Source organism: Variovorax sp. P4_B11, assembly GCF_056402355.1.
The window spans coordinates 18447-30128 of the sequence record NZ_JBFUHO010000082.1 but is presented as its reverse complement, the minus strand read 5'-3'; the positions used below and the strand labels follow the sequence as shown (position 1 = coordinate 30128).

The 11682-nt window shown below is 69.2% G+C and carries 12 protein-coding genes; 3 read left to right on the top strand and 9 right to left on the bottom strand.

The window, feature by feature from the left end; genetic code table 11:
* The first annotated feature begins 226 nt into the window (after nucleotides 1-226).
* Nucleotides 227-724, top strand: a complete 498-nt coding sequence (locus tag AC1DYD_RS37015; RefSeq protein WP_478177719.1) for a hypothetical protein — start codon at nucleotides 227-229, stop codon at nucleotides 722-724.
* Nucleotides 725-729: 5 nt separating this feature from the next.
* A complete protein-coding gene (locus AC1DYD_RS37010; protein ID WP_478177718.1) occupies nucleotides 730-2085 on the top strand; it encodes a GAF domain-containing protein in 1356 nt (451 codons plus the stop codon).
* An 8-nt stretch (nucleotides 2086-2093) separates the two neighbouring features.
* Here the strand turns inward: AC1DYD_RS37010 and AC1DYD_RS37005 are convergent, their stop codons facing one another.
* The 8 genes from AC1DYD_RS37005 to AC1DYD_RS36970 all read right to left on the bottom strand — a co-directional run bounded on the left by AC1DYD_RS37005 (nucleotide 2094) and on the right by AC1DYD_RS36970 (nucleotide 9685).
* Nucleotides 2094-2828 carry a hemerythrin domain-containing protein gene (locus AC1DYD_RS37005; protein ID WP_478177717.1) on the bottom strand — a complete coding sequence of 245 codons (735 nt, stop codon included), beginning with the start codon at nucleotides 2826-2828 and terminating at the stop codon, nucleotides 2094-2096.
* A 197-nt stretch (nucleotides 2829-3025) separates the two neighbouring features.
* Nucleotides 3026-4093: an ABC transporter substrate-binding protein gene (locus AC1DYD_RS37000; RefSeq protein ID WP_478177716.1), complete on the bottom strand. Its 1068-nt coding sequence runs from the start codon at nucleotides 4091-4093 to the stop codon at nucleotides 3026-3028.
* Nucleotides 4094-4129: 36 nt separating this feature from the next.
* Entirely contained in the window at nucleotides 4130-5266 is a 1137-nt protein-coding gene (locus tag AC1DYD_RS36995) for an NAD(P)/FAD-dependent oxidoreductase (protein ID WP_478177715.1), read from the bottom strand.
* On the bottom strand, nucleotides 5263-6657 hold the full coding sequence (locus tag AC1DYD_RS36990) for an FAD/NAD(P)-dependent oxidoreductase (RefSeq protein ID WP_478177714.1): 1395 nt from the start codon (nucleotides 6655-6657) through the stop codon (nucleotides 5263-5265). Before AC1DYD_RS36990 ends, AC1DYD_RS36995 begins: the two co-directional genes overlap by 4 nt.
* Complete coding sequence (locus AC1DYD_RS36985) at nucleotides 6654-6959, bottom strand: (2Fe-2S)-binding protein (RefSeq protein ID WP_478177713.1); 306 nt, start codon at nucleotides 6957-6959, stop codon at nucleotides 6654-6656. The genes AC1DYD_RS36990 and AC1DYD_RS36985 overlap by 4 nt, the downstream gene beginning before the upstream one ends.
* Nucleotides 6956-7750: an ABC transporter permease gene (locus AC1DYD_RS36980; RefSeq protein ID WP_478177712.1), complete on the bottom strand. Its 795-nt coding sequence runs from the start codon at nucleotides 7748-7750 to the stop codon at nucleotides 6956-6958. The genes AC1DYD_RS36985 and AC1DYD_RS36980 overlap by 4 nt, the downstream gene beginning before the upstream one ends.
* Nucleotides 7751-7757: 7 nt before the next feature.
* On the bottom strand, nucleotides 7758-8606 hold the full coding sequence (locus AC1DYD_RS36975) for an ABC transporter permease (protein WP_478177711.1): 849 nt from the start codon (nucleotides 8604-8606) through the stop codon (nucleotides 7758-7760).
* Nucleotides 8603-9685: an ABC transporter ATP-binding protein gene (locus tag AC1DYD_RS36970; protein WP_478177710.1), complete on the bottom strand. Its 1083-nt coding sequence runs from the start codon at nucleotides 9683-9685 to the stop codon at nucleotides 8603-8605. The genes AC1DYD_RS36975 and AC1DYD_RS36970 overlap by 4 nt, the downstream gene beginning before the upstream one ends.
* Nucleotides 9686-9876: 191 nt before the next feature.
* Here AC1DYD_RS36970 and AC1DYD_RS36965 point away from each other — a divergent pair, with 191 nt between their 5' ends.
* A complete protein-coding gene (locus AC1DYD_RS36965; RefSeq protein WP_478177709.1) occupies nucleotides 9877-10734 on the top strand; it encodes an IclR family transcriptional regulator in 858 nt (285 codons plus the stop codon).
* A 12-nt stretch (nucleotides 10735-10746) separates the two neighbouring features.
* Here AC1DYD_RS36965 and AC1DYD_RS36960 read toward each other — a convergent pair whose 3' ends face one another.
* Nucleotides 10747-11640, bottom strand: a complete 894-nt coding sequence (locus AC1DYD_RS36960) for a LysR family transcriptional regulator (RefSeq protein WP_478177708.1) — start codon at nucleotides 11638-11640, stop codon at nucleotides 10747-10749.
* Nucleotides 11641-11682: the final 42 nt, after the last annotated feature.

Genomic DNA, 11682 nt, shown 5'->3' with positions numbered 1-11682 from the left:
GGGGGCCGCAGGCCGCCTTGGGGCGGCCCGGCGCCGGCCTKGCTGGCCCCCACGCTCCCCCACTGCGTGTGGGTCGCTGCCCCCCAAGGGGGCCGCAGGCCGCCTTGGGGCGGCCCGGCGCCGGCCTGAGGCCAGTGCTTCGGCCGCATGGCGTAGGCCGTCCGAAAAACGGACGGCAGCGGGACTTTGAATCAAAATGCCGGATTTCGCCGACCGGCCCCGTCCCATGTCCGCAGCCCCTCCCCGCCCCCTCCTGAGCCCCGAGCACATTGCGATGATCGACAAGGGCGTCTCGGCCATCGTCGCCTCGCGCAACGCCGCGCAGCGGCCCAGCCTGATGCGCGCGGTCGGCGCCGGCATCGCGGCCGACGGCAGCGAACTCACGGTCTATGTCTCGCGCAACCAGTCGCGCCAATTGCTGCAGGACGTCGCGGCCACCGGGCACGTCGCGGTGGTCTTCAGCGAACCGCTGAGCCATCGCACGGTGCAGGTGAAGGCCCGCCGCGCGGAACTCCGGGCCGCCACCGACAGCGACCGGCCGCTGCTGAGCCGCTACCTGCGCTCGATGGAGCACGAGGTCGGCTGCGTCGGCTGCGACGCCGTCTTCGTGCGCGCCATGCTGGCCTTCGATCTCGACGACGTGGTGGCGATCCGTTTCACGCCGACCGAAGCCTACGACCAGACGCCCGGGCCCAAGGCCGGCAGCGCGCTGCCCGCGGCCTGACGCCGATGAGCGCGAGCCTGCCGCCGCCGTCGCTGCACGCGATCCGCGCCTGTTTCGAGGGCGCCATCCCGGCCATGATGGCCACCTGCGCGCAGGACGGCACGCCCAACGTCGCCTACATCTCGCAGGTCTACTACGTCGACGAGCGGCACGTCGCGCTGTCCTTCCAGTTCTTCAACAAGACGCGGCAGAACATCCTCGCCAACCCGCGCGGTGCGGTGCTGGTGATGGACCCGGTGGTCGCTGCCTTCTACCGCCTCGCGCTGCGCTACCTGCGCACCGAGACCGAAGGGCCGCGCTTCGAAGGCATGAAGGCGCAACTGGCCGGCATTGCTTCGCACTCGGGCATGGCGGGCGTGTTCCGCCTGCTCGGCGCCGACATCTACGAGGTCGACGCCATCGAGGCCCTGGAAGGCGAGCGCCTGCCCCTGCCGCCGCCGCGTCACAGCCTGCTGGCCGGCGTGCGCCGCTCGGCCGAGCGGCTGGCCGCCTGCTGCGCGACCGACGAGCTGCTGCAGGCCGTGCTGGCGGTGCTCAACGACCAGCTCGACATCCGCCATGCGATGGTGCTGATGCGCGACAGCACCACCGAGCGCCTGTACACGGTGGCAAGCTGCGGCTACGCGACCTCGGGCGTCGGCTCCGAGATCGAGATCGGCCATGGCGTGATCGGCGTCGCCGCGCGGGAGCGCACGCCGGTGCGCATCAGCCACATGACGAATGCGGCGAGCTACAGCCACGCGGTACGCAGCAGCATGCGCGAGATCGAACCCGGACTGGTGCTCGACACCGAGATCCCGTTCCCGGGCCTGGCCGAACCGCACAGCCAGCTGGCGGTGCCGATCGTCTCCAGCGGCCGCCTGCTCGGCGCGCTGTTCGTCGAGAGTCCGCTCGACATGCGCTTCGGCTTCGAGGACGAGGACGCGCTGGTCGCGATCGCCGGCCATCTCGGCGCCGCGCTCGAACTGCTGCGCACCGGCGACGAGGCGGCGGCCGCGGCCGAGCCGCCCCGCCGTGCGCCGCCGCCCTCCGGGGCACCGATCGCGGTCCGCCACTACCTCGCCAACAGCAGCATCTTCATCGGCGACAGCTATCTGATCAAGGGCGTGGCGGGCGCCATCCTCGGCAAGCTGCTGCGCGAACACACGCAGCAGGGCCGCAGCGAGTTCAGCAACCGCGAGCTGCGGCTCGACCCGGCGCTGCGGCTGCCCGACCTGTCGGACAACCTGGAGGCGCGCCTGGTGCTGCTGCAGCGCCGGCTGCAGGAGAACAGCCCGCACATCCGGATCGAGAAGACCGGGCGCGGACGCTTTCTGCTGCGGGTCGAGCGACCGGTCGCGCTGACCGAGATCGCCGCCTGAATCCGGCCTCAGCCCTGCATCGATCCCGGTACCGCCGGCCGCCCCAGGGCGAGGCTGAGCTTGGTCCATTCGCGCTCGCTCAAATGCGGCCGCACCAGGTCCAGCGCGGCGGCGAAGGCCGGCGCCGGCGCATGTGCGCGCATGTCGCAGAGCATGGCGGCGCGCTCGGCCGGGTTCAGGAAGGGCACCATCCAGCGCAGCACGAACATCATCTCCTCGGGCGGGATCGAGGCGACCAGCCTGTTGTGCAGCTCGATCAGCTCGGCATCGGTGTAGCGGGCCCAGAGCACCGCGTTGTGCGCCGTCTCTTCCACATGCATGTGCTCGAAGTTGTGGGCGATGAACAGCGAGAGCGCCCGATACAGCGCCAGTGCGCCGGTCTCCCGCACCGCGGGTTCGCACTGCAGCAGCGCGGTGGTCTGGTTCGCCAGTGCAACGATGGCCTGCAGGTGCTCGTCGTGCTCGTGCGCGATCTTGCCGCTGGCACCGGGCGCGCGGGCCTCCATCGCGGCGTGGATGAACGCGTTCTCGTGCTGCAGGTGGGAGCGGCAGAAGTCGAGCAATTCCAGTACGCGCTGCGTAACCTGCGCGAGTTCGAGCGCATCCTCGCTGTCCATGCGCCCGACGGCCAGCAGGGTGTCGGCCATCAGCGCACGCAGCGCCTTGTGAATGCCGGCATACAGGTCGACGCGGGGCGCTGCGGCCTCCGCGACATGGCGCAATTCGCGCTGATCGATGTTCATGGGGTCCTACCTTCCGGGTTCAGCGGCCGGCGCACCGTGCGCCGGCCTGCTGGGAAGAAGTCTAGGAATCCATGCCTGCGCGCGCCGCTAAGAATTGCTTAAGCAATCCCTCACGAAACCTTAAATTCCGCGCGCGGGCCGCGGTCGCGCCGGCCGGAATCTCGACCCGCAACCGCTTGTCGGCCGCTGCCCGATGCCTACCGTTCGATCGTCTTGTTCCAGCGTGCGTTCCAGGCCGGCCGGTTGGCGTTCACGCTTTCCCAATCCAGGGTCACCGCGTTCTTCATCCATTTGTTGATGTCGGCCACCTGTGCTGCGCCCTCCCCCACCGCAGGTGCCTTGGGGTTGGTCGGGATCTGGCTGCCGAACTGGAGCACATTGGCCTGGGCCAGCGGGCTCAGAAGGAATTCAGCCAGCTTCTGCGACAACTCGGGCTCGCTGTTGTTGGCGATCACGCACTGCCCCACCATCAGCACCACCGAACCCTCCTTCGGCTGGGCGTACTCCACCGGAATGCCCTTGCTCTTGAGCGCGGCCACCGCGGTCGGCGTGAGCGGGAACAGCGCCGCCTCGCCGGTCTGCACCATCTCGGAAATCTTGGCCGAACTCGGGATGTACTCGAGCACGTTGGGGCCGATGGTGGTCGGCCAGGCCTTGAAGCCGGGCTCCACGTTCTGGTCGTTGCCGCCCTGGATGCGGTTGAACATCAGGAAGCCGTGCAGGCCGAAGGAGGAAGACGACATCGACTGGAAGACCACCTTGCCCTTGAACCTGGGATCGGCGAGGTCCATCCACGAGGTGGGGGCGGCCCAGCCCTTTTCCGCGAACATCTTCTTGTTGTAGGCCAGCCCGGTCATGCCCAGGCTGACGCCGCTGGCCATGTCGCCCTTGAAGCGGGCGGCCGGATAGATCTCGTCGAGGGCGGCGCTCGGGCGCTGCTTCTCGCACAGGCCCATGCCGATGGCGCGAACCATGATGCCGTCGTCCAGGAACATCACGTGCATCTGGGGCTTGTCCTTGTTGGCCTGCGCCTTGGCGAGGATGTCGGAGGACGTGCCGGGCACCACCACCACCTTCACGTTGTTCGCCTTCTCGAAGGCCGGGAAGACGTACTGCGTGTACGCCTTCTCCATGGTGCCTCCGTTCATGCCGATGTACAGCGTCTTGGTCTGGGCATTGACCGCGCCGGCGCCGGCCAGCGCCGAAGCGGCGGCCACGGCGAGGAGTGCACGGCGAGAAATGAGAGGCTGGCGAGAACGGGACATGGCGTAGTTTCCTCAGGGAGTGGAGTGAAGGAGATTTCAATGCGCCGCGGCAGGCACGGCCGTGGACCGGAAGCGTTCGATGGCGAATGCCTCGATGGGTGTGCTGCTGCGACCGTCGCGCACCAGCTCGGCCAGCACCTCGCCCACGGCGGGGCCGATCTGGAAGCCCGCGCCGGCGAAGCCGAAGCCGTGGATCAGGCCCGGCGTGGTCCGGCTGGGGCCGAGCACGGGCTGGCGGTCGGGCAGGTAGCCTTCGGTGCCGCTCCAGGTCCGGATGAAGCTGGCGTGGCGCAAGGCAGGCAGCAATTCGATCGCCTGCACCGCCAGGGTGGCGATGGCTTCGCGGCCGACGCGTGCACGGTCGGCATCCAGCGCCAGGCCCGCGCCGCCGCCGAGCACCAGGTTGCCACGCGCGACCTGGCGGCAGTAGACGCCGCCGCCTTCCACGCCCAGGCTCCAGTCCATGAAGTGCGGCAGCGGCTCGGTGACTGCCATCGCCGGATGGCCGGACTGCAGCGGCACCGGCTCGTCGAACTGGCTGGCAATGGCACCGGCCCAGGCGCCCGCACAGTTGAGCATCAGGGGCGCGCGCAGCTCCAGCGCGTTGCCCGAGCGCAGCAGGAAGCCTTGACTGTCGTGAGCCACCTCGTCGAGCGGGGTTCGTTCGAAGATCTGCGCGCCCGCGCGCCGCGCCGCCATCGCAAAGGCCGGCGACACCAATCGGGGATTTGCCTGCCCGTCTTCCACGCACAGCGAGCCGCCGACCGCCCGGCCCCCGAGCCACGGGCAGCGCTGGCGCAGGCGCTGCCCCGACAGGAGCTCGATGCCGAGCTCGAAGTCGCGGCTCTGGTCGCGGTAGCGCTCGAGCGCAGCCAGATCGGCCTCGCTGCGGGCGATCTTGAAATGGCCGGAGCGCAGGTATTCGCCGTCGGTGCCGATGAGCTCGGCCAGACGCCCCCAGATGCGGTGCGCCCGCTGCGCCAGCGGCAGCTGGCTGAGCGGCCGGCCCTGGCGCCGCACGCCGCCATAGTTCACGCCGCTGGAGCGCGAGCCGCACAGGTCACGCTCCAGCAATGCCACCTGCAGGCCCATCTGCCGCAGCGCCAGGGCGGCGGAGGCACCGACGATGCCGCCGCCGACGATGGCAACATCGGTCTTCAGGCATTGCTTCATGCGTCCACTCCCTCGACCCGAGCGCTCGCCAGCTGAATCGGGATCGGCTTGATCGGCGCCTGCCCGCGCAGCCGGCCCACCTGCTGCACCGGCTGGCCGGTCGCGTGGGCGAGAATTTCAGCCGCCGCCACGCCGCACATGCGCCCCTGGCAACGGCCCATGCCGACGCGGGACAAGGCCTTGAGGCGGTTCAGCTCGTCGGCGCCGCAGCACCGGACGGTCTCGCGCAGCTCGCCGGCCGTGACGTTCTCGCAGCGGCACACCACCAGTTCGTCGGGCGCCTGGGCCGCCCAGTCCTGCGGGAACGGAAACGCGCGCTCCAGGCCGCGGCGGAAACCGGACAGCTTGTCGATCTTGCGCTCCAGCGCCTGGGCGCGGGTCGCATCCACCGCGATGCCGTGATCGGCCAGGAGCGCCAGCGCAGCGCGTTCGCCCGCCCATTCGGCCGCGTCGGCGCCCATGATGCCGGCCCCATCGCCTGCCAGATAGACCCCGGGCACGCTGGAGCGGCCGGCGCCATCGCGCTCGGGCAGATGCGCGCGATGCAGGGGTGCGAAGGCAAAGCGGCAGCCCAGCAGATCGGCCAGCTGCGTTTCGGAGCGCAAGGCGTAGCCGAAGCCGACGGCGTTGCATTCGAGGCTGCGTTCGCGGCGACCGTCGTGCCACGAGACGGCGCTCACCTGCGCATCGCCCATCACCCGCAGCGGACGCACCCCGCCATGCAGGGCGACGCCGCGCGCACGCAGCCAGGCCACGTAGTAGACGCCCTTGAAGAACACGGACGGCTGCGTGAGCATGGCTGGAACCGCGGCCACCTGGTCGGCGAGTCGGGCCGTGTCGAGCACCGCGGCCACATCGACCCCGGCCTTCGCATACTGGTAGGCCACCAGGTACAGCAGCGGGCCGGTGCCCATGAAGACCACGCGCGTGCCGATCGCGCAGCCCTGGAACTTGAGCGCAACCTGGGCGCCTCCCAGCGTGTAGACGCCCGGAAGCGTCCAGCCGGGCACGGGCAGCACGCGATCGGTGGCGCCGGTGGCGACGATGAGCTGGCGGAAGGGCACGGCGCGGGTGCTGCCGCTCGGGCCATGCAGCACATCGAGCTGACCGCCCTGGACATTCCATACCAGGCTGTCGGGCTGGTAGTCGACGCGGCCCTGCAGTCCGTCCAGGGCCGCGTGCACCGCCGCGGCGCGTGGGGCTTCGAAGCCGTAGAGGGTCTTCGGCGAGCGATTGAAGTTCGCGGGCGGGCGGCGATAGATCTGGCCGCCGGCCCGGCCGGCTTCGTCGATCAGCACCGGCCGCAGGCCGTGCGCCACCAGGGCCTGGGCCGCACGCACGCCGGCCGGGCCGGCGCCCACGATCACGGGCTGCAATGCGGGCGCCGTCATGCCGGCTCCTCCTCGGTCACCAACGCCATGCCGGGCTGGATGAAGGTGGAGCAGGCGCGAAGCCGTCCGCCGTCGGCGGTCCGGATCCAGCAGTCCTGGCAGGCGCCCATCATGCAGAAGCCGGCCCGCGGGGCGCCGCTGAACTCGTTGCGGCGCAACTGGCCGGACAGGGTCAGCACGGCGGTGAGCACGGTATCGCCGGCCAGCGCGCTGGCCGGCCGGCCATCCAGGGTGAATGGCACGACGGCACGGCCGGTCTCGGCCACGCGGTGCAGCAGCGCTCGCGATGGCGTCGTGCTCATCGGCGCCCCACCAGCACGCGGTCCAGCCCATAGACGCGGTCGAGCAGCACCATGGCACAGGCCGTCACCGCGACCATCAGCGCCGAGACCGCCGCCATCAACGGATCGATGGATTCCGTCGCGTACATGTACATGCGCACCGGCAGCGTGACAGTGCTGGGTGCGGTCACGAAGATCGACATGGTCACCTCGTCGAAACTGTTGATGAAGGCCAGCATCCAGCCACCGGTCACGCCTGGCAGGATCATCGGCAGCGTCATGCGCCTGAACACCGTGGCCTGGCTCGCGCCGAGCGACAGCGCGGCCTGCTCGACGCTGCGGTCGAAGCCGACCAGCGCGGCGACCACCAGGCGCAGCGTGTACGGGGTGACGACCAGGGCATGCGCCACCACCAGCCAGCCGAAGCTGCCGGTGCCGCCGACCAGCGCGAACAGCCGCAGCAGCGCCACCCCCAGCACCAGGTGCGGAATGATCAGCGGCGAGAGAAAGAGGCCGTTGAGGAAGTCGCGGCCGGCGAAGTCGTAGCGCGTGATCGCCATGCCGGCCGGCACCGCCAGCAGCGTGGCCAGCGTGGCCGAAGCCAGCCCCAGCCACAAGCTGTTCCAGAAGGACTGCATGAAATCGGGATGTGCGAACACGGCCCGGAACCAGCGCAGCGAGAAGCGCGTGGTCGGAAGCGTCAGCGTGTTTTCCGGGGTGAAGGCGACGATGCACACCACCAGCAGCGGCGCCAGCATGAAGGTGATGACGAGCGCGTTGAACGCGAGGGCGAAGGGGCCGTTCCTGCTCATGGCTTGTTCACCCCAGCGCCTTCTTGTAGCGGCCCTCGACCACCCGGTTGTAGCTCAGCATGACGACCAGATTGGCCGCCAGCAGCGTGAGTGCGATCGCCGCGCCCAACGGCCAGTTGAGCTCGTGCAGGTACTCGTCGTAGACCACGGTCGCCACCATCTTGAGACGCCGTCCGCCGAGCAGGCCGGGAATGGCGAAGGAACTGGCGGAGAGACCGAAGACGATCAAGCTCCCCGACAGGATGCCCGGCATGACCTGCGGCAGCACGACGCGCCGCAGCGTGGTGAAGGGAGAGGCATTGAGCGACAGCGCCGCGTTTTCCACGCCCGGGTCCAGCTTCTGCAGCGAGGTCCAGACCGGAATCACCATGAAGGGCAGCATCACGTGCACCAGCGCGATCACCACCGCGGTCTCGGTATAGAGCATCTTCACCGGGCCGAGGCCGACGAGCTTGAGCATGCCGTTGACCAGGCCTTCGGGCCCCAGCAGCATGCTCCAGCCGAAGGCCCGCACCACCACCGACACCAGCAGCGGGGCCAGCACCACCAGCAGCATCACCGAGCGCCACGGATTGCGCATGCGGCTCAGCACATAGGCTTCCGGCGCCCCGACGAGCACGCAGATCAGGGAAACCAGCGCCGAGATCCAGAAGGTGCGCCAGAAGATGCCGTGGTAGTACGAGTCGGTGAAGACCTGGGTGTAGTGCGCCAGCGTGAACGCGTTGGCCTTGGGCCCCGTGACGGCGTCATAGACGTTGAAGGACAGCACCGCCGTCAGCGCCAACGGCACCAGCAGCAGGCCGGCGAACAGCAGCAGGGCCGGTCCGGACAGCATCCAGGGGGTGGGTTGCTTCATGCCATCTCCTCGGCGACGGACTCGGCCCCGTCGGCGGGCAGCAGGCGCGAGCAGTGATCGGGCCAGCCGATGCCCACGGGATGGCCCTCGTCGAGCGCGACCCGTCCGTCATTGGGAGACAGCACCATCAGCTCGCCCAGCACCGTGCTCACGGCATAGAGCCACTGGCTGCCGAGGAAGAAGCGTTCGCGCACCGTGCCGCCGATGCGGCCGCCGCCTGCCTCGACCAGCTGCAGCTTCTCGGGTCGCACGCTCAGCAGCACCGGCACGCCGTGGCGGAAGCCGGCATCCTCCACGTCGACGGTGAGCGGCCCCAGGTCGACACGCGTGCCGGCGCCATTGGCGACGATGCGGCCGGCCAGCAGGTTGGCCTTGCCCACGAAGGTGGAGATGAAGCGGGTGCGCGGATGCTCGTAGACGCGGTGCGGATGGTCGATCTGGGTGGCGCGGCCGCCTTCCATCACCACCACGCGGTCGCTGATGGACATGGCCTCGCTCTGGTCGTGCGTGACCATCACCGTGGTGGTCCCCACCTTGCGCTGGATCTGGCGCAGCTCGAACTGCATCTCCTCGCGCAGCTTGGCGTCGAGGTTGGACAGCGGCTCGTCCAGCAGCAGCACCGGCGGCTCGATCACCAGGGCACGCGCCAGCGCCACCCGCTGGCGCTGGCCGCCCGAGAGTTCGCGCGGGTAGCGCGCCGCGTGAGCGTCCAGATGCACCAGGGACAGCGCCTGCCGCACGCGCTCGCGACGCTCGGCGGCCGGCGTCTTGCGCATTTCGAGGCCGAAGCTCACGTTGTCGGCCACCGTCATGTGCGGGAACAGCGCATAGGTCTGGAACACGATGCCCAGGCCTCGGGTGTTGGCCTTGACATGCGTGATGTCGCGCCCGGCCAGTTCGATGCGGCCGCTGCTCACCGCCTCGAAGCCCGACACCATCTGCAGCGTGGTGGTCTTGCCGCAGCCCGAAGGCCCCAGCAGCGAGACGAACTCGCCCTTCTCCACCGAGAGGTTCATGGCCGACACCGCGCAGGTGCTGCCGTAGAACTTGGTGACGTCGATGAGCTTGAGAAATGACATGCGTCCGGCCTTTCCTGGATGCACCCCAACGGGGCGGCAACTGTAGTCTTTGTCGAATTCAATTCACTCTATTGCAATCAACGGGCCAGAAATCACAGGGTATTCCATCAATCAGAATTTTTCTTCAACTTATTCCGTTCATTGGAATATTTGCCGTAAACTGACGGCTCCAGATTCCATCGGACAAAGGCATGAGCACCACTTCCACAGCGACCGGCGGCGTGCCGCGTGTCTTTGCCGTGATCCGGGCCTTGACCACGGTGCAGGCCGAGGGCGGCCGGGTGACCCAGATTGCACGCGCCGTGGGCCTGACGCAGGCCACCACGCACCGATTGCTGCAATCGCTGGTGGCCGAAGGCATGGTCGAGCAGGACGCGCGCACCAAGCTGTACCGGCTCGGTATCGACTTCTTCGCGCTGGCGGCCCATGCGGGCAATCCAGGCGACCTGCGCACGCTGTGTCGTCCGGTCTTGCTGCGCCTGTGCGCCAGCCTCGGCGACAGCATCTTCCTGCTGGCGCGCAGCGGTTTCGATGCCGTGTGCCTGGACCGCAGCGAGGGCCCGTTCCCGATCCGCTCGTTCACCGGCGATGTCGGCGGACGCATCGCCCTCGGCGTGGGCCAGGGCGCACTGGCCATCCTGGCCTTCCTGCCGGAGGCCGAGCGCGAGGAAGTGATCCGCTTCAACCTGTCGCGCGTGCGCGAGTACGGGGTGTACGACGAGGTCTATCTGCGGACCGAGATCGAGCGCGTGCGCCAGGCCGGTTACGCGGGCCGCAACACCGGCTTGCTCGAAGGCATGGCCGGCGTGGCCGTCCCCATCTGCGACCGCGAAGGTCGCGCCGTGGCGGCACTGAGCGTCGGCACCATCGCCGACCGGCTCAACGCCGACCGCATGCCTACGGTGGTGGAACTGCTCAAGCGCGAGGCTGCCGCCATCGGCCCGAAGATCAATCCCTTCGATGCGACGCTGCGTCGGCCGGCACAGAGCCTGGCCAGTTCGCCGGCCGTACAACGCATCGAGTTGCCCGCGGAGCCCGGACCGGCGTGAGGCCGCGTCGGCCTACTGTCGGCCGGCCTGCGTGCGCAACCAATCGCGCAAGGCCTTCAGCGGCGGATAGTTGACGCGGCTCGCGGGCCAGGCGAGGTAGTAGCGCTCTGCGCCTTCGAAAGGCGCATGGATGGCCTCCACCAGGTCGCCGCGCGCGAACTCCTCGTGCATCAGGAACTGCGGCAGCAGCGCCACGCCGAGGCCGGCTGCCGCGGCCTGCGCGGCCAGTGCGAACTGGTCGACGGCCATGCCCGGCGGGTTGGCCGCTTGCACGTCCATCGCCTCGAGCCACCGCTTCCATGCATCGGGTCGGCTCGACACATGCAGCAGCGGGACCTTCAGCAAGTCACGCGGCCGCGCGAACCGGTGGCGCTTCTTCAAGGCCGGGCTGCAGGCCGGCACGACGGTCTCGCGCATCAATTCGTCGAGCTCCGCGCCCGGCCAGTTCGGCAGGCCGAAATGGATCGCCGCATCGAGCGGATCCGACCTGAAGTCGAAGGGCGCAAGGCGCGTGCTGAGGTTCACCGTCACTTCGGGATGTGCGGAAAAGAAATCCGGCAGCCGCGGCGCGAGCCAGCGCGTCCCGAAAGTGGGGAGGATCGCGAGGTTCAGCGTGCCGCCTTGCGGGTTCGCACGAAAGCCGAAGGTGGCCTGCGAAATCCGGTGGAGCGCCTCGCGGATCTCGGTGGCATAGGCATCGCCGGCCACCGTGAGCCGCACGGTCTGCCGCTCCCGGACGAACAACCCGGCGCCCAGCAGTTCTTCGAGCGCGCGGATCTGGCGGCTGACGGCGCTTTGGGTCAGGTGCAGCTCCGACGCGGCGGCGGTGAAGCTCCCGAGGCGCGCCGCCGCCTCGAAGGCGCAGAGAACGGAAGTGGGCGGCAGGAAGCGGCGCGGGAACTGCATAGGTCATTCTATTTTGGAATGAACCCAGGCTCAATGATCGTT

Excerpts from the sequence above, each read along its gene's own strand:
- AC1DYD_RS37015 (WP_478177719.1), top strand. The coding sequence starts at position 227 with ATGTCCGCAGCCCCTCCCCGCCCCCTCCTGAGCCCCGAGCACATTGCG.
- AC1DYD_RS37010 (WP_478177718.1), top strand. The coding sequence starts at position 730 with ATGAGCGCGAGCCTGCCGCCGCCGTCGCTGCACGCGATCCGCGCCTGT.
- AC1DYD_RS37005 (WP_478177717.1), bottom strand. The coding sequence starts at position 2,828 with ATGAACATCGATCAGCGCGAATTGCGCCATGTCGCGGAGGCCGCAGCG.
- AC1DYD_RS37000 (WP_478177716.1), bottom strand. The coding sequence starts at position 4,093 with ATGTCCCGTTCTCGCCAGCCTCTCATTTCTCGCCGTGCACTCCTCGCC.
- AC1DYD_RS36995 (WP_478177715.1), bottom strand. The coding sequence starts at position 5,266 with ATGAAGCAATGCCTGAAGACCGATGTTGCCATCGTCGGCGGCGGCATC.
- AC1DYD_RS36990 (WP_478177714.1), bottom strand. The coding sequence starts at position 6,657 with ATGACGGCGCCCGCATTGCAGCCCGTGATCGTGGGCGCCGGCCCGGCC.
- AC1DYD_RS36985 (WP_478177713.1), bottom strand. The coding sequence starts at position 6,959 with ATGAGCACGACGCCATCGCGAGCGCTGCTGCACCGCGTGGCCGAGACC.
- AC1DYD_RS36980 (WP_478177712.1), bottom strand. The coding sequence starts at position 7,750 with ATGAGCAGGAACGGCCCCTTCGCCCTCGCGTTCAACGCGCTCGTCATC.
- AC1DYD_RS36975 (WP_478177711.1), bottom strand. The coding sequence starts at position 8,606 with ATGAAGCAACCCACCCCCTGGATGCTGTCCGGACCGGCCCTGCTGCTG.
- AC1DYD_RS36970 (WP_478177710.1), bottom strand. The coding sequence starts at position 9,685 with ATGTCATTTCTCAAGCTCATCGACGTCACCAAGTTCTACGGCAGCACC.
- AC1DYD_RS36965 (WP_478177709.1), top strand. The coding sequence starts at position 9,877 with ATGAGCACCACTTCCACAGCGACCGGCGGCGTGCCGCGTGTCTTTGCC.
- AC1DYD_RS36960 (WP_478177708.1), bottom strand. The coding sequence starts at position 11,640 with ATGCAGTTCCCGCGCCGCTTCCTGCCGCCCACTTCCGTTCTCTGCGCC.